General features: G+C 71.3%; 17 protein-coding genes and 1 riboswitch. Of the genes, 14 read left to right on the top strand and 3 right to left on the bottom strand.

The genetic code is table 11. The features are described 5' to 3' along the window. Positions 1 to 18: 18 nt before the first annotated feature. The 6 genes from ACIBHY_RS52805 (at position 19) to ACIBHY_RS52780 (ending at position 5,529) form a co-directional block, all read left to right on the top strand. Positions 19 to 1,200 carry a cytochrome P450 gene (locus ACIBHY_RS52805; RefSeq protein ID WP_397257181.1) on the top strand — a complete coding sequence of 394 codons (1,182 nt, stop codon included), beginning with the start codon at positions 19 to 21 and terminating at the stop codon, positions 1,198 to 1,200. A 31-nt stretch (positions 1,201 to 1,231) separates the two neighbouring features. Continuing rightward, positions 1,232 to 1,759, top strand: a complete 528-nt coding sequence (locus ACIBHY_RS52800) for a sigma-70 family RNA polymerase sigma factor (RefSeq protein ID WP_397310826.1) — start codon at positions 1,232 to 1,234, stop codon at positions 1,757 to 1,759. 1 nt (position 1,760) lies between these two features. After that, positions 1,761 to 2,552 carry a DUF4097 family beta strand repeat-containing protein gene (locus ACIBHY_RS52795; protein ID WP_397310825.1) on the top strand — a complete coding sequence of 264 codons (792 nt, stop codon included), beginning with the start codon at positions 1,761 to 1,763 and terminating at the stop codon, positions 2,550 to 2,552. A gap of 19 nt (positions 2,553 to 2,571) precedes the next feature. Continuing rightward, complete coding sequence (locus ACIBHY_RS52790) at positions 2,572 to 3,495, top strand: ATP-binding cassette domain-containing protein (RefSeq protein WP_397310824.1); 924 nt, start codon at positions 2,572 to 2,574, stop codon at positions 3,493 to 3,495. Beyond that, a complete protein-coding gene (locus ACIBHY_RS52785; protein ID WP_397310823.1) occupies positions 3,492 to 4,277 on the top strand; it encodes an ABC transporter permease in 786 nt (261 codons plus the stop codon). The genes ACIBHY_RS52790 and ACIBHY_RS52785 overlap by 4 nt, the downstream gene beginning before the upstream one ends. A 100-nt stretch (positions 4,278 to 4,377) precedes the next feature. After that, entirely contained in the window at positions 4,378 to 5,529 is a 1,152-nt protein-coding gene (locus tag ACIBHY_RS52780) for a DUF418 domain-containing protein (RefSeq protein ID WP_397310822.1), read from the top strand. Positions 5,530 to 5,861: 332 nt separating this feature from the next. Here ACIBHY_RS52780 and ACIBHY_RS52775 read toward each other — a convergent pair whose 3' ends face one another. From ACIBHY_RS52775 to ACIBHY_RS52765, 3 genes are all read right to left on the bottom strand, one after another. Beyond that, the gene (locus tag ACIBHY_RS52775) at positions 5,862 to 6,674 is read right to left on the bottom strand and encodes a hypothetical protein (protein ID WP_397310821.1); all 813 of its coding nucleotides are present in this window, start codon (positions 6,672 to 6,674) and stop codon (positions 5,862 to 5,864) included. Positions 6,675 to 6,717: 43 nt separating this feature from the next. Beyond that, a riboswitch (cobalamin riboswitch) is annotated at positions 6,718 to 6,921 on the bottom strand. 282 nt (positions 6,922 to 7,203) lie between these two features. Further along, positions 7,204 to 8,127, bottom strand: a complete 924-nt coding sequence (locus tag ACIBHY_RS52770) for an SMP-30/gluconolactonase/LRE family protein (RefSeq protein WP_397310820.1) — start codon at positions 8,125 to 8,127, stop codon at positions 7,204 to 7,206. 78 nt (positions 8,128 to 8,205) lie between these two features. Further along, positions 8,206 to 8,895, bottom strand: coding sequence for a hypothetical protein (locus ACIBHY_RS52765; protein WP_397310819.1), 690 nt, complete (start codon positions 8,893 to 8,895; stop codon positions 8,206 to 8,208). A gap of 40 nt (positions 8,896 to 8,935) precedes the next feature. On the opposite strand from ACIBHY_RS52765, the gene ACIBHY_RS52760 reads away from it, so the two are divergent. The 8 genes from ACIBHY_RS52760 to ACIBHY_RS52725 all read left to right on the top strand — a co-directional run bounded on the left by ACIBHY_RS52760 (position 8,936) and on the right by ACIBHY_RS52725 (position 20,082). Continuing rightward, a complete protein-coding gene (locus tag ACIBHY_RS52760; protein ID WP_397310818.1) occupies positions 8,936 to 9,310 on the top strand; it encodes a hypothetical protein in 375 nt (124 codons plus the stop codon). 138 nt (positions 9,311 to 9,448) lie between these two features. After that, positions 9,449 to 9,865, top strand: a complete 417-nt coding sequence (locus tag ACIBHY_RS52755) for a hypothetical protein (RefSeq protein WP_397257202.1) — start codon at positions 9,449 to 9,451, stop codon at positions 9,863 to 9,865. 343 nt (positions 9,866 to 10,208) lie between these two features. Beyond that, on the top strand, positions 10,209 to 11,543 hold the full coding sequence (locus ACIBHY_RS52750) for a purine-cytosine permease family protein (protein WP_397310817.1): 1,335 nt from the start codon (positions 10,209 to 10,211) through the stop codon (positions 11,541 to 11,543). Between the two features lie 46 nt (positions 11,544 to 11,589). Continuing rightward, positions 11,590 to 13,176, top strand: a complete 1,587-nt coding sequence (locus tag ACIBHY_RS52745; protein WP_397310816.1) for a hydantoinase/oxoprolinase N-terminal domain-containing protein — start codon at positions 11,590 to 11,592, stop codon at positions 13,174 to 13,176. Beyond that, positions 13,161 to 14,252, top strand: a complete 1,092-nt coding sequence (locus ACIBHY_RS52740) for a DUF917 domain-containing protein (protein WP_397310815.1) — start codon at positions 13,161 to 13,163, stop codon at positions 14,250 to 14,252. Before ACIBHY_RS52745 ends, ACIBHY_RS52740 begins: the two co-directional genes overlap by 16 nt. Before the next feature lie 192 nt (positions 14,253 to 14,444). Continuing rightward, positions 14,445 to 15,005, top strand: a complete 561-nt coding sequence (locus tag ACIBHY_RS52735; RefSeq protein ID WP_397257208.1) for a YbhB/YbcL family Raf kinase inhibitor-like protein — start codon at positions 14,445 to 14,447, stop codon at positions 15,003 to 15,005. Positions 15,006 to 15,101: 96 nt separating this feature from the next. Continuing rightward, complete coding sequence (locus ACIBHY_RS52730) at positions 15,102 to 15,515, top strand: hypothetical protein (protein WP_397257209.1); 414 nt, start codon at positions 15,102 to 15,104, stop codon at positions 15,513 to 15,515. Between the two features lie 133 nt (positions 15,516 to 15,648). Then, positions 15,649 to 20,082 (top strand): LamG-like jellyroll fold domain-containing protein, encoded by a 4,434-nt coding sequence (locus tag ACIBHY_RS52725; protein ID WP_397310814.1) that lies wholly within the window; start codon positions 15,649 to 15,651, stop codon positions 20,080 to 20,082. The last annotated feature ends 85 nt before the right edge of the window (positions 20,083 to 20,167 follow it).

Genomic DNA, 20,167 nt, shown 5'->3' with positions numbered 1-20,167 from the left:
CCGCGAGAGGAATCCACCATGACCGAGCCGTTGAGCACCCTGCCCCTGGAACGGCCCGCCGGCCGCCCCTTCGATCCGCCCGCCGAGCTCGCGCGGCTGCGCGCGGAGCAGCCACTGCGGCCGCTGATCTTCCCCGACGGGCACGAGGGCTGGCTGGCCCTCGGCTACGACGAGGTCCGCGCCATCGTGGCCGACCCGCGCTTCAGCTCCCGCTACGAGCTGATCCACTACGCGCTGGCCGACGTCGGCCAGATGCCGCCAGCTCCGCCCGGCGACCTGGTCGGGGTGGACGCGCCGCAGCACACCCGCTACCGCAAGCTGCTGGCGGGCAAGTTCACCGTGCACCGCATGCGCCTGCTGGCCGAGCGCGCGGAGGAGGTCACGAAGGAGCACCTGGAGGCCATGGCGGCGTCCGGCTCGCAAGCCGATCTGATCGAGGCCTTCGCCCGGCCGGTGCCCGCGGTGATGATCTGCGAGCTGCTCGGCGTGCCGTACGCCGACCGGCAGGAGTTCCAGCAGATGGCCGCCACCATCGGCGGGCTGGACGCCACCCCGGAAGAGCAGTACGCCGCCTACGCCCAGATGGGCGAGTACATCGGCAAGCTCGTCCAGGCCAAGCGCGCCACTCCCACCGACGACGTGCTCAGCGACCTGACCGGGAGCGACCTGACGGACGAGGAGCTGGCCGGCGTCGGTGCGTTCCTGCTCGGCGCCGGGCTCGACACCACCACCAACATGATCGCGCTGGGCACCTACACCCTGCTGCGGCACCCGGACCAGCTCGCGCTGCTGCGCGAAGACCCGGACCTGGCCGGCAACGCGGTGGAGGAGCTGATGCGGTTCCTGACGATCACCCACACCGGAGCGCGCGCGGCCTTGGAGGACGTCGACCTGGGCGGGCAGACGATCAAGGCCGGGCAGACGGTCGCGCTGGCGGTGCAGGCCGCCAACCGCGACCCCGGGAAGTTCCCCGACCCGGACGTCCTCGACCTGCGCCGCGACGCCTCCGGCCACATCAGCTTCGGCCACGGCATCCATCAGTGCCTGGGCCAGCAACTGGCCCGCGTCGAGATGCGCGCCGCCTTCCCCGCGCTCCTCGGCCGCTTCCCCGGGCTGAGGCTGGCCGTACCCGCCGATCAGGTGCCGATGCGTGAGGGCTTGGACATCTACGGCGTGCACCGCCTGCCGGTCACATGGTGAGCGTCCAGCGACCCGCCGAAAGTCCCTGACCATGACCGTGGCCGAACCCGCCCTCAGCTGGGAGAACATCGTCACCGCGCACTCCGCGCTCGTGCACCGGCTGGCCTACCGGCTGACGGGCGACCCGCACGACGCCGAAGACCTCACCCAGGACGTCTTCTGCAAGGTCTTCCGTTCCCTGCACACCTACCGGCCGGGCACCTTCGAGGGCTGGCTGCACCGCATCACCACCAACCTCTTCCTCGACGGGGTACGGCGGCGCGCCCGCGCCCCCGTGCACCCGCTCAGCGAGGATTCGGCGGACCGGCTGCCCGCCCGCGACTCCACTCCCGAGCAGCTTCTCGACGAGCGGCGGTTCGAGCCCGACATCGAGGCCGCCCTGCTCGCCCTCACCCCGGTGAACCGGGCCGCGGTCGTGCTGAGCGACGTGGAGGGCCTGCCGTACGAGCAGGTCGCCGAAGTGCTCGGGATCAAGACCGGAACCGTCCGCAGCCGCATCCACCGCGGCCGCGCCCAGCTCAAGCAATACCTGCACCACCGAGCCTGTGAAAGGACATGACATGCACACCTTCGACACCCCCGGCCCCATCCACGCCCTCGTCGAGTTCGGCTCCGGCGAGGTCCGCGTCGACGCGGGGCCGTACGAGGAGACCACGGTCGAGGTGACCCCCGCCGACCCCGCGCGCTCCGCGGACGTGGATCTGGCCGGGCAGACCGAGGTCACCTACGCCGACGGACGCCTGGCCGTGCGCTCGCCCCGCCAGTCCTCGCGCCGCTGGTCCGCCAAGACGCCGCCGTCGGTGGTGGTGGTCATCCGGCTGCCGGCCGAGTCCGAGCTGAACGCCGACGCCTTCTACGGCGCCATCCGCGCCACCGGAAGCCTCGGCGACGTCGAGGCGCGCACCTCGCACGGCGACATCTCCCTGGAGGAGACGGCCGGCGTGCGCGCCCGCAGCGAGCACGGCTCCATCACCATCACGCGGCCCGTCGGCGTGGTGGAGATCGCCACCGACGGGGCCGTCCGCGTCGGCGAGGCCGGCTCCACCCTCACGATCGAGGCGGGCAGCGGCGACATCGACATCGACCGGGTGCGCGCCGACATCAAGGCCACCTCGGCCCACGGCGGCATCCGCATCGGACGGCTGGTCTCGGGCAAGGCCGTACTGGAGACCGGCTACGGCGCCGTCTCCGTCGGCGTTGCCCGCACCACCGCCGCCGACGTGGACGTCAACTCCCGGCACGGCGAGGTCCGCGACACCCTCGACTCCGGCCGCGCCCCCGTGCACACCGACGCCAAGGCGGACATCTACGCCCGCACCACCTACGGCGACATCCATGTCCACCGCGCCTGACCCGCCAAGGAATCCGACCATGACCGGCACCGCCATCACCGTCTCCGGGCTGCGCAAGTCCTACGGCTCCCACCGCGTACTCGACGGCATCGACCTGTCCATCCCACAAGGATCGATCTTCTCCCTGCTCGGGCCCAACGGCGCGGGAAAGACGACGACCGTGCAGATCCTGTCCACGCTCATCAAGGCCGACGCCGGGCAGGTCACCGTGGCCGGCAACGACCTGGCCAAGCAGCCGGACGCCGTACGCGCCGCCATCGGCGTCACCGGCCAGTTCTCCGCCGCCGACGGGTTGCTGACCGGCGAGGAGAACCTTCGCCTCATGGCCGACCTGCACCTGCTCGGCCGCTCCAAGGGCCGCAAGACGGCCCGCGAGCTGCTGGAGCGCTTCGACCTGACCGGCGCGGCCCGCAAACGGGCCGCCACCTACTCCGGCGGCATGCGGCGCCGCCTCGACCTGGCCATGACCCTGGTGGGCAACCCGAGCGTCATCTTCCTCGACGAGCCGACCACCGGCCTCGACCCGCGCAGCCGGCGTTCGATGTGGGCGATCGTGCGCGAACTCGTCGACGGCGGCGTCACCATCTTCCTCACCACCCAGTACCTGGAGGAAGCCGACCAGCTCGCCGACCGCATCGCCATGCTCAACGGCGGCCGCATCGTCGCCGAAGGCAGCGCGGAGGAGCTCAAGCGGCTGGTACCCGGCGGGCACATCAGCCTGAAGTTCGCCGACTCGGCGAGCTACGAGCTCGCCCTGCGCGGCGTCGGCCCGATCTCCCGCAACGACGAGGCCCTCACCCTGCTCGTCCCCAACAACGGCGGCACCGCCACCCTGCGCGGCCTGATCGACTGGCTCGACGGCAACGCCATCAAGGTGGAGGAACTGTCGGTGCACACCCCCGACCTCGACGACGTCTTCCTCGCCCTCACGGAGTCACGATGACACGCGCCCTGACCGACTCGGCGACCATGCTGCGCCGCCAGCTCCGGCACATCCTGCGCTACCCGGCGCTGACCCTGACCGCGGCCGGCATGCCGATCATCTTCCTGGTGCTGTTCGTGTACGTCTTCGGCGGCACCATGGGCGCCGGCATCGACGTCGGCACCGGCGACCCGCGCACCGCCTACGCCAACTACCTCGCGCCGGGCATCATTCTCATGACCGTCGTCGGCGCGGCCCAGGGCACCGCCATCTCGGTGGCCACCGACATGACCGGCGGCATCGTGGCGCGCTTCAAGACGATGGCCATCGCCCGCGTCTCCGTGCTCACCGGGCACGTACTCGGCAGCATCATCCAGACCATGCTCGCCGTCGTCGCGGTGGTCGCCGTCGCGCTGCTGGTGGGCTTCCGGCCCGGCGCGGGCGTGGGCGGCTGGCTCGGCGTCGCCGGCGTCCTGGTCATGATCAGCTTCGCGATCACCTGGCTGTCCACGGCGCTCGGCATGGTCACCGACGACATCGCCGCCGCCAGCAACCTGCCCATGCCGTTGATCATCCTGCCCTTCCTCGGCAGCGGTTTCGTCCCCACCGCTTCGATGCCGGACGCCCTGCGGTGGTTCGCCGAGAACCAGCCCTTCACCCCGATCATCGAGACCCTGCGCGGCCTGCTCACCGGCGCGCCGGTCGGCGACAGCCTCACCCGCTCGATCGCCTGGAGCGCCGTCATCGCCCTGCTCGGATACCTGTGGGCCAAGAAGCTGTACAACCGCGACCCCGGAAAGTGAGAACCGCCGGCCGGCCTTGCCCACGCCCGGATGACGGCGCCATCGACCCAGAAACAAGGAGACGCACCATGCATCAGTTCGCCTCGGAGCGGGGGCCGGCGTGACCGCCTCCGCCACCCTGCCGGCTCCCCTCAGCACGACCGCCCGATCCCTGGCGCCGGATCTGGCACGCGGCATCATGCTGCTGGGCATAGCCCTGGCCCACGCCCCGCAATTCCTGCTCGACTGGACACGCGGGTCCTCGGCCCTCAACACGATCGCCCACTTCTTCACCACCCTCGTCACCGACAACCAGGCCCGCGGGATGTTCGTCTTCCTGTTCGGCTACGGGCTCGGGCAACTGGCCCAGCGTCAGTACGCGCGCGGCAGCGAATGGCCGTCCGTGCGCGCGCTGCTACGCCGGCGCAGCCTGTGGCTGATCGTCATCGGGCTGGCACACGCGGTGGTCCTGGTGCCGTTCGACGTCATCGCGGTCTACGGCGTGACGATGCTCTTCCTCGCCTTCCTCGTACGCGCCCGCGACGCCGTCCTGTGGCGGCTGGGCCTGCTGACCCTGATCCCGGGGGGACTCTTCCTCACCTGGCAGAGCGTTCAGGTCTACACCACGGCCGCGGAGGGCTCGCCGTTCACCATCGCGAAGTACATGGAGCCGGCCTTCGTCGATCACCTTCTCACCAACGCCATCGCGTGGCCGGGCAGAACCCTGGTGTCCATCCTCTTCGCGATCCCCGGCATGGCGTGGGGACTCCTGGCCGCCCGCAAGAAGATCCTCGACGAGCCGGGACAGCACATGGCTCTCCTGAAGCGGATCGCCTTGCTGTGCATCGGCGCCGCGGTCGTCGGACGGCTCCCGGCGGCGTTCCTGGCCGTCGGCACCTGGCCCGACGTGGCGACGCCCGTCGTATGGGTGACGTACGCCGCGCACAGCTTCACCGGCTACATCGGCGGCATCGGCGCGGCCGCGGCCATCGGGCTCGCCGCCGTCCGCATCGGCCACAACCACGGCCCCCTCACCACCGCCCTGGCCGCCCTCGGGCAGCGCTCGATGACGTTCTACCTCGCGCAGTCGGTGGTATGGGTGGCGCTCTTCTACCCGTTCACCCTGGGCCTGCGCGACGACCTCAGCTTCGCCGCCAGCCTCGCCGTCGCCGTCGTCATCTGGGCGGCCTCGATTCCCGCGGCGGCCTGGATGCACCGCAAGGGATACCGGGGCCCGTTCGAGGCGCTCGTGCGCCGCATGTCGTACCGCTAGTTCCGGACGGCCGCTTCCTCCCGCAGGCAGGCGCCCTGCGGAGCGCGGGGGATGCCCAGGATCACGATCCGGCGACCGCCGAGGGGCGTCACGTTCGAGACGTGCCGTCGCCATCCGCGACGCGCAGCCGTTCCCGGTAGGCGCGAAGGCCGGCCGCACCAGGCACCCGCAGCCCGTAGACCCCCGGCCTCCTCGGGGTGAGCGACGGAAGCTCCGGGGCATCGGACATGAAACCGAACAAACGCATGTCCCCGAGCGAGGTAGCGGTCCACACGTGACGGTCACATGGCCGTCACGGACGCCCGTGAAGATCGTGGCGGGGTCAGCAGGGTTCAGGCATGGCCGAGTCCTACGCGGACCACGGTGGCGGCGGTCTCCAGGGGCGCGGGCTGGCGTGGTGAGCAGGAGGCGGCCACCACGAGCCGGTCGGCGAGGCCCGAGATCGTGGCGCACGTCGCCGCGGCGGATTCCACCGGCCCGGTGTGCGGCGAACGGCCGTCCACGACGGCGGCCACCACGGTCGTGCGGGGCAGGCCGCCCATCCGGGTGAGGGCGTCCAGGGCGCCGGGCGCGGTCACGAAGTCCAGGGCGATGCTCTCGACCCGCGAACCGCCCAGTACGGCCAGCGCCGGACCGGCCTCGCCCGAGCACAGGCACACCATCAGCCGGGGACGGTTGCTCAGCTCGCCCAGCCGCCGGTAGACGCGGGCCAGGCGGCGCAGGCCCGCAGGGTCGGCCGGTGCGGGCTCGTCCAGCTGGACCTCCTGCGCTCCGGCGGTGGCCAGCCGCTCCAGCAGTTCGGCGTACGGCTCCAGGAACGCCTCCAGCAGGCTGAGTGGATCGAAGCCCGGGCCGCCGGCGCTTCGGCCGCCGGTGCTTCGCAGGAAGGCGAGCGGGCCGGGTAGCACCGGGCGTACCTCGAAGCCGAGCCGCCTGACCGCCAGGTAGGCGGCGAGCGGCGCGCCGTGGTCGAGCCGGAAGCGGGTGGCTGGGGTGAGCGCCGACCCCTCCGCGACGCCGAAGGTCGCGGGGGAGCGGAAGGTGGGGTGGTGGAGCGGGAGGTCGGTCAGGCCGAGCGCCCGCCATCCTTCCCACAGGCCGGTGGTGGTCGCCGGGCGTCCGAGCACGGTGGTGCGCTGTCTCACGTCGGGTCCTTTTCCCTCGCGGAACCCCTGGGGGCCGCGCACCGGGCGGCGCGCGGGCGGTGGCAGGTGTTCGGACTCGCGGGCGTCCCACACGTTCCTACTGGCCGTCGCTTCCCAGGCCGGAGCCCAGTGCTTGCGTGGACGGCGGTCGTTCCCGCTCACCGCTGCGGGGCAGTCCCGGATTCACACCGGGTTCCCTCTTGCGCCGATCCCTCAACGGGGCCGGGCCAGCCGCAGGAGGAAGCATATGCCCTGCGCGGGTCGCGCACGCGGCCATGCCTCGCCCGGCCTGGGCGTGATGCGGCGAGGTGTTCCCGGCATGGGGTCGCGTCATCTCACGCCGAGGCACCTCGGACCGCGGCATGTTCGGGCTGTGGCATCTCGCGCGTCGCGCCTCGGGCCGGGGGCGCCTCGGGGCTCGGGCATCCGATCTCGCGTGTGCCGGGAGATCGGATGCGCCGCGTGCATGGGCGTGGTGCCGTGCGGGTGCCGGGCCTTGGTCTCCGATCGATGAGGCCCGCGTGCCGGGTCAGGGGCGGGGGATGGCGACGGCGTCGTACGTCGTGTCGGGGGTCGGCGGGGTGGTGAAGCGGGCATTGGGCAGGTACAGGCGGGACCCGAACGCCGCCACCGTCGTCGGCACGTCGAACAGGGCGCTGGTCACCCGCCGGACCACGCGGCCCTCGGTCCCCGCCGCGTTCAGCCGCAGGACCGCCACGGTGTTGATCCGGTTCTGCACCGCGTACAGGGTCCGGCCGCGCAGCAGCAGGCCGTCGCCCTGCGGCAGCGACTCGCCGTGCAGGTCGATCCGGGAGGTGGTACCGGTGCCGTCCACGCGGAACAGGCCGCCGGTGTTCGACTGCACGATGATCAGGCCCCGGCCGTCGGGGGTGGCGGCGATGCCGTTGGCGTTGATGCCGGTGCCGTACACCAGGTCGCCCGTGAGCGGGACCCGCACCACGTCGGCGGGCAGCCGTCCGCCGCGCAGCGGCAGCTTGTAGAGCACCGGGTTGGCGGAGTCGGTGAACCACGCGGCGTCGCGGGTGAGGATGACGTCGTTGACGAATCCGGCGGCGGTGGCCAGCCGGTAGGAGGCCAGGACCCGGCCGGTGCGGGTGTCGACGACGCGGGCGTCCCCGGCCGTGCCGCCCGCCACGAACAGGCGTCCGCGCTCGTCGATCTTCATCCCGACGGACGGGGTGCCGGGACCCTCGCTGATGATCGCGCCGCGCCCGGTCCGCAGGTCGGCCCGGTAGATGGAGCCGTTCGCCAGCGAGCCGAAGTAGGCGAGCGGGCCGGAGCCGATGGCGATGCCCTCGGGCCGGAAGCCGTCGGGCAACGGGATCGACTCGGGTAACTCCCGGTCCGCGGCCGCCCCGGCGGGAGCGCCGGTGGCGACGGCCAGGACGAGGGTCGTGACAATCGCGCAAAGGAGCCTGATGGTTCGCAGCATCTGATGCCCTCTTTCCAATCGTCTCGGGACCCACGCTAGATCGCCGGGCGCCGTGCGCAAGTGCCGCGAGGCCTCCGGCTAACGGGCGGGGCTCCCGCCGTACACGGCCGTCACCTTCACACCGAGCGCCGCGGGCAGCAGCGGCGCGGCCTCGGCGATGGCCGCACCGCCCGGGGCGAAGGCGGCGGCGTGCCTGAGCGCGATCCTGGCCGCCCGCCCCTGGACCTCGTAGGAGGCGTGCCCGAACGCGGCCGCCAGCGCGGGCGCCGGCTCGGCGGCATGCGGCAGCTCCCGTTCCAACCGGCGCAGGCCCTCCAGGGCGAGCCTGGCCTCAGGCCGGAACGTCAGCGCGCCGATCGTCTCGACGACCTCGCCTGCCGCGGCGGCGCCGCCGTACCCGATCTGGGCGAGCGCCAGCTCCGCGACCGCGCCGGGAGCGGCGGGCAGCAACCGCAGATAGTCGCGTACGCGCGCGCCGGCCTCCTGCGGCGTCGGGTCGAGCAGGTGGTGCAGCCGCACGAAGAAGCGCAGCCCGATCTCGTCCCCGCCACGCAGGAACCGGCGCAGGCACCCGTCGAGCAGTTCCGCCCGCGACACCCGGCCCTCGGCCGGCAGCCGCCGGAGCAAGGCCGGCCAGCGGGTGGGGACGGGTTCCCCACGCTCCTCACGCAGGACGCGGCCGGCGCCCTCGGCCTCGAAGATCCGCGGCAACAGTGAGCCGAGCAGCGGATCGTCGCCCGACGGCCGGGCTCGAAGCCAGGCGAGCACGAGGGGGTCGTGCTCGGGCGGCTCGCTGGCGGGAACCCCGTTGATCGATCCGACGAACGCCGTCGAGCACGGCGTGGGCGTGGTGCTGAACGGCCCCGGCGAGGCGATGGCACAGCGGATCGCCGCGCTGGCTCCCGGCGCGCACGTCGTGAAGGCCTTCAACGTCTTCCCCTCCGCCCAGTGGACCCGCGCCGGCGGCGGACCCCCCGTCACGGTGGCGATGTGCGGTGACGATCCGCGGGCGTTGCGCGTCGTCGGCGACCTGGTCCGCGATGTCGGCGGACTCCCGGCCGTGCTGGGGCCGCTGGATCGGGCGCGCCAGCTTGAGGAGGTCGCGGGCTTCGTCATCGGGCTGGCCTTCGCCGGTACCGACCCCGGATCCGCCGTCCCGAGCCTCCCCACAGCGGCCGTGTGAGGGTGGTCGCCACGCCGTAGACCAGGCGCGAAGTTCTTTCGCTCTGTGTGGATTTGGACGCGGATGTCGCTCCGGATCCTTCCTAGGTTCTGCGTTGCCGGACACCACCGGCACCACCACTGATGGGAGTCAGGAATCATGCGTAAGCTTCTCGCCGCCACGGCCATCGCCGGTTCGATCGCCGCCGGTCTGGCCATCGCGCCCGCCGCCAACGCGCAGAGCGCCACCACCGCCGCACAGAGCCAGTCGGGCATCGTGGCCTGGAAGAAGCTGTTCTCCAGCGACGGCAAGGCCTACACCCGCGGCGTCGTGCAGAAGACCGGCCCCGGTGTGTGGCGGATCAGCTGGAAGGGCTTCGACAAGGCCGGCGGCAAGAAGGGCTACGCCTGGTTCCGCTACCAGAAGAACGGCCAGTGGAAGAGCCGCGTCACCGCCTGGGACGGCGTCACCGGCATCCGCCAGTTCGAGCTGCGCGGCATCAAGAAGCTGTTCACCTACACCTGCTGGGCCGGCAAGGCCGACAACTGCGGCAAGAAGCTCTGGCTCGTCAAGTAGGCCCATCCAAGTGGCTACATTATGTAGTCGTTCCAGTGATTACTGTTACTAAGCTCTCCACAGGGGGGAGGCTGTGCGGTGGAGGGCCCTCAACGTCGAGGGCCCTGATCCGCGAAGGAGCGGCATCCGCGCCACGATCCCCTTCACCGAGGACCACCTCGACGAGGCCTGCGAACTGGCCGGCCGATAGCCGGGCCTACCGCCTCGGGACGTGCCCGGACCCGCCCCATCCGAAGATCGCCGCCATCCCGGAACGCTCCCGGGCGACGTGCCTCTTTTGATATCGCGATCTCTTCTCTAGCGTCGGCATATCCGCTGGCACATCACCCGGAAGGGATCACCGATGTCGCACCCCCCGACCGCCGAGGCGGCCTTACCCCCCGACACCGGCCTGGCCCGCGAGGACTACGCGCTTGAGCGCGTCCCCGCGTCGGCCCGCTACGGCTGGATGACCATCGCCGTGCAGCGCTTCGGCCTGCTCAGCGCGCTGTCGCAGTTCCTCCTGGGCGCCACCCTCGGTCTCGGCATGACGTTCTGGCAGGCCGTGCTGGCCGTCACCCTGGGCGCCGCCATTCTGGAACTGGTCGCGATCGCGCTCGGCATCGCCGGGATGCGCGAGGGCCTGTCGACCAGCCTGCTGGCGCGCTGGGCCGGTTTCGGCCGGTACGGCTCCGGCCTGGTCGGCCTGGTCATCGCCACCGCGCTGCTCGGCTGGTTCGGCGTGCAGACCGCCGTGCTGGCCCGGGGCGTCTCGGGCCTGCTCGGCGGCTCACCGGCGTGGATCTGGGCGATCGCCGGCGGACTGGTCATCACCGCGATCGTGGTGCACGGCTTCGCCGGCATGGCCTGGACCGCCTGGATCACCGTCCCGGCGTTCCTGGCGCTGGCCGGCTGGGCGATCGCGGTCGAACTGGCCCAGCGCCCGCTCGGCGAGCTCATCGCCTCCAGCCCGGCGGGCCCGGCGATGAGCCTGGCCCAGGGAGCGACCCTGGTCGCGGGCGGGTTCATCGTCGGCGCGGTCATCTCGCCGGACATGTGCCGCTTCAATCGCAACGCCGCCGACGTCGTCAAGCAGACCGTGCTCGGCATCTCCCTGGGCGAGTACGTGCTCGCGCTCGTCGGTGTCCTGCTGGCCCACGCGCTGCGTACCGGCGACGTCGTCACCATCGTCACCACCACCTCCGGCACGGTCGGCGTCCTCGTGCTGATCACCGCGACGGCGAAGGTCAACGACTGGAACCTGTACGCCGCCAGCCTGGGCGTCACCAACACCCTCTACACCGCGTTCGGTCTGAAGGCCGGGCGGGCCGCGGTCACCGTCGGGCTGGGCGTGGTCGGCACCGCGCTGGCCGCCCTCGGCATGGCCGACCACCTGGTCGGCTTCCTCATCCTGCTCGGCGTGGCGATCCCGCCGATCGCCGGGATCATGGTGGCCGAGTACTACGTCGTCCGCACGTGGCGGGCCGTCCTGGACACCTCCCGCGAGCAGGGCGCCCTGCCCGCGCGCTCGCCCGGCTGGGTGCCCGCGGCGCTGGCCGTCTGGGTGGCCGCCGCGCTCATCGGCCACTACGTCACCTGGGGCATCCCGGCGCTCAACGCGCTGCTGGCCGCCTTCGTCCTGTACGCCCTGGCCGGCAAGGCTGGGCTCACCGGTTCCAACCGGGCATCCGCCGCATGAGCGCGGCGCCGTATCCCGGCCTTCCCACAGACAGGAGCACCGCACCGTGCGCATAGGCATCGACGTGGGCGGCACCCACACCGACGCCGTCCTCCTCGACCCGGCCATGAACGTCGTGGCCACGATCAAGACGGCGACGACCGCGGACGTGACCCGCGGCGTCGTCACGGCGCTGACCGACCTGCTGGACAGCCACAATCTCGACCGCGGCGAGGTCACCGCAGTCATGATCGGCACCACCCACTTCACCAACGCGCTCGTCACCCGCCGCCGCCTGGCCCGCACCGGCGTCGTACGGCTCGCGCTGCCCGCGACCGCCGCGCTGCCGCCCACCTCCGACTGGCCGGCCGAGCTGATCGCGGCCATCCGCCCGAGCGTGCACCTGTGTCACGGCGGGCACGAGGTCGACGGCCGTCCCATCTCGCCGCTGGAGCCCGACGAGCTCAAGCGGGCCGCCGCCGACCTGGCCGCCCACGACATCACCACGGTGGCGATCAGCTCGGTCTTCTCCCCCGTCACCGCCGAGGCGGAGCTGACCGCCGCCGACATCCTGCGCGCCGAGCTGCCGCACCTCCGGGTGAGCCTGTCCCACCAGATCGGCCGCATCCGGTTGCTGGAACGGGAGTCGGCCACGATCGTCAACGCCTGCCTGCTCGACCTGGCCGACGAGATCGTCGACGCCTTCACCGGCGCGCTCACCGCCGTCGGGGTGCGCGCCCCGCTGTTCCTGTCGCAGAACGACGGCACCCTCATGGACGCCGAGTACACGCGCAGATACCCCGTCAGGACCTTCGCCAGCGGCCCCACCAACAGCATGCGCGGCGCCGCCTTCCTGGCCGACGTCACCGACGCCGCCGTGGTCGACATCGGCGGCACCACCGCCGACGTCGGCGTGCTGACCGGCGGCTACCCGCGCCAGGCCAGCACCGACGTGGACATCGCGGGCGTGCGCACCAACTTCCGCATGCCCGACGTCGTCTCCGTCGGCCTGGGCGGCGGCAGCCGCGTCACCCTCGACCCCGGCCTGCGGATCGGCCCCGACTCGGTCGGCTACCGGCTCACCGAGCAGGCCCTGGTCTTCGGCGGCGACACCCTCACCGCCACCGACCTGGTCGTCGCCGCGGGCATGGCCGAGCTCGGAGACCCGGCGCTCGTCCGCCATCTGGACCGCGATCTGGTGCGGCGCGGAGTGGCGTGGATGGCCGATCGGGTGGCGGGGCTCGTCGACCGGATGCGCCTGAGCGCCGAGCCGCTGCCCGTCGTCATCGTCGGCGGCGGCAGCATCCTCATGCCGCCCGAACTGCCCGGCGTACCCGAGGTGCGCGTCCCCGAGCACTACGGCGTCGCCAACGCCATCGGCGCCGCCATCGGCCAGATCGGCGGCGAGGTCGACCGCCTGTTCGTCACCGGCCCTCAGCTCACCCGGGAGGACGTCCTCGACCAGGCCCGCGCCGAGGCGATCGACCTGGCCGTCTCGGCCGGAGCCGAACCGGCCGGCGTCCAGGTCGTGCACGTGGACGAGATCCACGTCAACTACCTGCCCGGCAACGCCGTACGCGTCATCGTCCGCGCCGTCGGCGACCTCGACCTCGGCCGCACCCCGAAGGAGGCGTCCCAGTGGGCTACGACCTGACCCCGCAGGGCCTGCACGACCTGGCGGAAGGCGCCGCCGTCCTGGGCACCGGCGGCGGGGGAGACCCCTACATCGGGCGCCTGCTGGTGGAGAAGGAGATGGCGGCGGGCCGTACCGTGCACATCATCGGCGCCGACGAGCTGCCCGACGGCGCGCTCGTCCTGCCGTCGTCGATGATGGGCGCGCCGACGGTGTTCGTGGAAAAGCTCCCGTCCGGCGACGGCAACGCGGCCGCGTTCCGCGCCCTGGAAAGGCATCTCGGGCGTACGGCTTACGCCGTCATGCCGACCGAGTGCGGCGGCCTGAACAGCATGATCCCGCTCATGCTCGCCGCCCAGCTCGGCCTGCCGGTCGTCGACGCCGACGGCATGGGACGGGCCTTCCCCGAGCTCCAGATGCAGACCTTCGGGGTGCTGGGCGTGTCCGGGTCGCCCATGGCCATCGCCTCCGACCACGGCGACACCGCCATCATCACCGCCGGCGACAACAAGCGCATGGAACAGCTCGCCCGCGCGCTGACCATCCAGATGGGCGGCGCCTCCTCCATCAGCGACTACCCGATGGACACGGCAGAGGTCCGCCGTACCTCCGTGCACGGCACGCTGACGCTCTGCCGCCGCATCGGCGAGACGTTGCGCGAGGCTCGCGCCACCCACGCCGACCCCTTCGACGCCCTCACCAAGATGCTCGCCGGCACGATCTACAGCCTTGGCACGGTCCTGTTCCACGGCAAGGTCGTCGACGTCGAACGCCGCACCGTGGACGGCTTCGCCCGCGGCAGGGCCAGGCTGGAGGCGACCGGCGACCCCGGCGACGTCCTGGAGATCACCTTCCAGAACGAACACCTCGTCGCCCGCCGCAACGGCACGATGGTCGCCATCGTCCCCGACCTCATCTGCACCCTCAACACCGAGTCCGGCGCGCCCATCCCCACCGAATCCCTCGCCTACGGCCAGCGCCTGACCGTCTACGGCATCTCCACCCCGCCGATCATGCGCACCCCCGAAGCCCTGGCCTGCTTCGGCCCCGCGGGCTTCGGCCTGCCCGACCCGTACGTCCCGTTGGAAGATCTGTGATCAGCGGCCGGAGCCGCGCCCGCGCGGCTCCGGCTGCCACAATCAATTTCCTCCGATATTGACGACGAAATCACACAAAAGGCGATGTTATGCATAAGCGAATGGTGGTGGGATAAAAGGGTCATTCATAAACTGTGACGACGATCTCCGTATATGTGTGGATGGGATCGGAACCATCCTTAGGAGCCCTCCATGACCGTCGTCCGCGTCATGCTGTACGCCCTCCTCGTCCTGTGCGTCACCACCCCGCCGGCCGCGGCCTCGTCCCAGGCGTTCACCTTGACCAGCAGCGCCTTCTCGCCCGGTGGCGTGATCCCGAAGGTTCACGAATGCACCAGCGGCGGCAGCGACCCGCGCCAGCGGAACGAGTCCCCGCCCCTGTCCTGGGCCGGCGCCCCGGCCGCCGCCAGGAGCCACGCGATCGTGATGCGCGACCTCGACAACAACAATCTCATTCACTGGGTGATCTATGACATTCCGGTGAGCGTGACCTCGCTCCCGCAGAATGTCGACCACGCCTACAGGCCCTCGATCCCCTCGGGATCCAGGCAGGTCTACTACCGCGGCAGCGCGAGCCTCTTCGGATACCAGGGCCCCTGCTCGCCGCGCACGGTGAACACCTACGAGTTCGTGGTCCACGCGCTCAACAGGGCGACCTTGTCCGAACTGACCTCCGGTTCGTCCACGCAGACCGCGGCGAGGATCATCGCCAACGCGTCGCTGGGATCGGCGAGGCTGTCCGGCGAGTCGTGAACCAGAGCGCCGCATCTCGCCGTGGAACGCCGTGGAACCGGGTGTCACGCCCTCCCGGGTGAGGACAGACTCCCGCGAAACGGAAGGACATGAGAGATGCAGGCAACCGGCAAAGGGATCATCCGGGTGGGCGGAGTGCTGCTGATCGCGGCACTCGCGCTCACCGGGGTCGTCACACCCGCCTCGGCCGCCGGCCAGGCCACAGCGGGCACGTGCAGGCTGACCATTCAGCGGGTCCCCGGGCCCGACCTGTACCAGGTGGACGTCTCCTGTACCGACGCCCAGGTGCTCAACTTCACGCTCATGGGCTCGGACCCGTGGCCCAACCCCGATGACCGGCTGGTCCGGATCCTCGGCTCGTCGAAAGTCATCGGAGGCGACTTTCTCAACGAGGACATCGGAGCCCGCGACGAGGTCTACGCCAAGGTGTCGTACCAGATACCGGGCGGGAGCAGCGGGAGCCGTAACTCCAACACGGTGACCGGCCGCTTCGGCTCACTGTTCACCTAGAGATCCCCAGGGATCGGCGCCCCGGTTTCCCACGTTTTCCCAACCGGCGGCGCCGCTCTACCCACCGGGCGAGCCCCGATCGATGCTGAGGCGAATCACATGCCACGGGGAATCGTGTACCAGGGGAGCACGCATGGGGCTACGAAGGTGGACGGCCGTCCTGACCGCGGCGGCGCTGGTCATGGCGGGCCTGCTCGTCACGGCTTGGACGCCGCCCAGGGCGGACGCCGAGGCGGTGGACATCGCGACGGCGTGGATGGTCAAACCGCTGTACCGCTTACGGGGCACCACCACGAACGACAACACGCTGTTCACCACCTGGGAGACGGAGTACGACAGCGCGGTGGCCAGATGGGGCTACACCCCCGAGGGCCAGGTTCTGCACGTCGCGCGTGAGGCCGTGACGGGCCTGTCGCCGGTGACCGGCATGCGGAAGTCCGGCGGCGACCGGATCTTCACCCTCGACCCGGCCGAGCGCGATCAGGCCGTGGCGCAGGGGTACGTGGACGAGGGCGTCCGGTTCCACGCGCAGGCGGCGGACGGGGAGGGACTGCTCCCCGTCCACCAGCTGATCAAGGGCCCCTCCCACCGGTACGTCGTGGGCGAGACGGAGAAGGCCCGCGCGCTGGCCGAAGGCTGGACCTACCAGAAGGTCGCCTTCTACGGACGGGGCTCGTTCACGAAGAAGGTGCTGGTCAACGGGGAGTTCACCACCGACACCGCGTCCTGGCAGGCGGCCGGCCCGGCCACGCTGGCGGCCGAGAACGGCGCCGCGAAGATCACCGTGGCGGGCGGCACCACCGAACCCGCGCAGGCGCACGTACGCCAGAGCGGCCGGACGTTGCAGGCCAAGCGGACCTACACGCTGTCCTTCGACGCCCACGCCACGGCCGAGGCGGCGATCAGGGCCGTGGTCTGCGAGGAGACCGAGACCTGCCCGGAGATCTTCGCCGCCGACGTGGAGCTGACCGATCAGCCGCAGCGTTTCGCCTACACCTTCGACTCCACGGCCGACACCTCCCAGGGCGCGCTCACGTTCCAGCTCGGCGGCAAGGGCGAGCTGACGGCCTTCCTGGACAACGTGTCGCTGACGGAACGGAAGTGGACCGTCTCCACCGACCCCCGGCCGACCGAGGCCGAGGCGCTGGCCGCCGCGGAGAACTCCGGCCAGCTGGTGGAGGTGCTCGCCGAGCGGGGTGAGGCGCGGGAGGTGTACGCCACCCCCGAGGGCACGATGTACGTCCAGGACCGGCTCACCCCGATCCGCGTGAAGCAGGGTGACACGTGGGTTCCCTTGTACAACGGCCTGCGGTTCAAGGACGGGGCGGTCCGGCCGTACACCTCGCTGGTGGATCTGCGGCTGTCGGCCGGCGGGACGGGACCGATGGCGACGCTCACCCGTTCCGGCCACACGATGTCGCTGACCTGGCCCGGCGCGCTGCCCGCGCCGACCCTGGACCACGACACCGCCGTGTACACCGGGGTGATGGGCCCGGACGTGGACCTGCGGGTGAAGGCGACTCCGGACGGCTTCGCGCACACGCTGGTGGTCAAGACCCCGGCCGCGGCGCAGGATCCCCGGCTGGCCAGTCTGACCCTGACGCTGGCGGCGCCGACGCTGACGGTGAGCACGAACGCGGAGGGCACGCAGGAGGCGGTCGATCCGGCCAACGACGCGGTGATCTTCGAGGCGCCCAAGCCCATCATGTGGGACTCGGCGCCGGCTCCCGGAGGCGGCGCGGCCGCGCTGACGACGGGTGAGGACGGCCCGGTGGATCCGCCGGCCACCCACGCGACGGACGCGGCGCCGGGCGACGCGTCGAAGATCGCCACGATCGGTACTGAGCTGTCCGGCGGCCGGCTCACGCTGGTCCCGGACGCGGCCATGCTGAACGCGGCCGACACCACGTTCCCGGTGTACATCGACCCGATGTACCGCACGCCGATGAGCTCGGCCAACCTCATGGTGGCCAGCAGCGGGTTCGAGATCTACAACTTCACCAAGGACCAGGGGATGGGCCGGTGCCCGATCGGCCTGCCCTCCAGCGGCCGCAGCTGCGGCTCCCCGCATAAGAAGCGGCTGTTCTACCGCGTCCCGACCGGGTGGCTGGCGGGCAAGCAGATCCTGTCGGCCGAGTTCCACGTGCGGGAGGTGTGGGCGGCCTCGGGCAGCAAGCGGCCGGTGAACATCCACCTGGCCAAGGCGTTCGGCAAGAACTCCACCTGGAACTCGACCTCCGACAACTGGCTGCGCAAGCTGGACAGCCGCAACGTGGCCAAGGGCTGGTCGGGGTGCGCCGGCAGTACCTGCCCCGCGGGTGACGTGTTGTTCAACGTCACCTCGGGGGTCAGGGAAGCGGCGCAGAAGGGCTGGCGCGACACCACGTTCGGGCTGCGCGCCGCCGACGAGGGCGATCAGCTGGCCTGGAAGCGGTTCGAGTCGCGCGCCTTCCTGCGCGTGCACTACAACCGGCCGCCGCTGCAGCCGAGGATGAGCCAGCTGGAGATGGAGCCGGGCGGCCCGTGCAAGGGGCCGGGTAACCCGTCGGTGTTCAACTGGTCGACGCCGAAGCTGATCGCCAAGAACCTGCGCGACCCCGACACCTACAACCGCACCGCCGACAAGGTCCGGGCGGAGTTCCTGGTGTCCTGGAAGAACGCCGCCGGGCAGCCCCGGACGTGGCGGCACTTCACCGACCCGAAGAGCGCCAGGTCGGGCAAGGTGGCCAACAGCTTCATGGCGCACGTCCCGCGCGGGCTGCTGCCGGAGAACACGGTCATCGACTGGCAGGTCAGGGCCTGGGACAGCCGCAAGGGCAAGGGGCCGTGGAGCTCGAACGGCGCGGCGACCGCCTGCTACTTCGTCTTCGACACCAAGGCGCCGCCGCTGCCGGCGATCACCTCGCCGGGGCCCGAGGGGTACGTCGCGGAGAACCCCCTGGATCCGGCGCAGGTGCCACAGGACGGCATGGGCCGCTACGGCAGGTTCGTCGTCACCTTCGACCCGTCGGTGACCGAGTGGGCGTACGCGGTGAACGAGGAACCCGCCCAGTTCCGCCGCCGGACCGCGGGCAGCGCCACCGAGACGCTGCACCTGCTCCCCAAGGTCATCGGCAGCAACAGCCTCTACGTACGCGTCAGGGACCAGGCGGGCAACTACTCCAAGGGCTCGGCCGTCTACCGGTTCCGGGTCGCCCCCGGCCGCGCGCCGAAGGCGCACTGGAAGCTCAACGACCCCGCGGGATCGGTCATCCTGGCCGACACGCAGGGCCGCTTCCCCGCCCGGGTGTCCGGCACGCCGCACCTGGGCGTGGCCGGTTCGCGCGGCACCGCCATGGCCGGCGACGGCACGACGGCGTTCGCCCGTACCGACGGCGCCGTGCTGGACACCACGCAGAGCTTCACGGTGACCGCGTGGGCCAAGCTGCCCGACACCCTGCCCACGGGGTACGCGACCGTGGCGGCCCAGGACGGCGTCAACGTGTCGGGCTTCTGCCTGCGCTACGACCCGAACGCCAAGAAATGGGTGTTCTGGCGGATGAACTCCGACTCGACGTCGGTTCCGTCCTCCAGCGCCTGGTCGGCCAAGCCCGCCAGGCCCGGCGAGTGGACCCACCTGATGGGCGTGTACGACGCCGTCGCCAAGAAGGTGCGCGTCTACGTCAACGGCGAGCCCGGCAGCGAGATGGACTACACCAGCGCCTGGCGGGCCGGCGGCCCGCTCACGATCGGCCGGGTCCAGTGGGCCGCCACACCGCTCGACTTCTTCCCCGGGAAGATCGACGACGTACGCGTCTACGACCGGATCGTCACCGTCGAGGAGGCGGCGGCGCTGTCGAGGGAGATGCTGACGGTGGCGCACAAGTGGCACCTCAACCGCGCTCCCGACGACAGCGGCGAGGCGATCAGAACCCCCGTCCGCCTGTACGGCGCGGCCCGCTTCGTGCCCAAGACCCCCATGAGCAACAGCGCCGTGCCCGGTTCCCTGCACCTGCCCGGCGCGGCGGCCGACTACGCCGGCGTCGCCGCGGCGATCCTGGACCCGAGGGAGAGTTTCACCCTTTCGGCCTGGGTGGAGACCAGCGGGAACGCGCGCAAGGCGATGACCGTCCTCGACCTGCCCACGGCCACCGGCAGCGCGCTGCGGGTGAAGTTCGATCCCGGCCGCGGCGATCCGGACATGGGGGAGATCGGCCGCTACGTCGTGGAGATCCCGGGCGCCGGCATCGTCGAACACCCGGCCTTCCACACCGGATTCGGCGACTGGGACCATCTGGCGATCGTCTACAACGCGCGGGAGAAGACGCTGGAGTTCTGGGTGAACGGCACCCTCGAAGCGGCTCCGGAGGCGGAGGTCAAGTCCTACCGCCACGATGTCGCCCTCGCCGGGCCCGTCACCTCGGCGCAGATCGGCCGCGGCGGCACCTCGGCCAACTGGTCCGGCCACGTCGACGACATCTGGGTGCTGCGCGGCCCCGCCGACGAGACCCTGATCGACCTGCTGTCCCTGTGGTCGGAGATGTCAGTCGTCTCAGAAGACGCGCTCAACGACAACGACTCCGACTGACAGAGATGATGTAGGTGAGCACCTCCCGCCGAGGTCTGACCCACCGACTGACTGACTTCGGGTCTTCAACGGGATCTGTCGGCTT

This window comes from Nonomuraea sp. NPDC050547 (genome assembly GCF_044457345.1).
Lineage (GTDB): Bacteria > Actinomycetota > Actinomycetes > Streptosporangiales > Streptosporangiaceae > Nonomuraea.
Note: the sequence above shows the minus strand (reverse complement) of the source record. Positions and strands in the feature narration are given on the sequence as shown.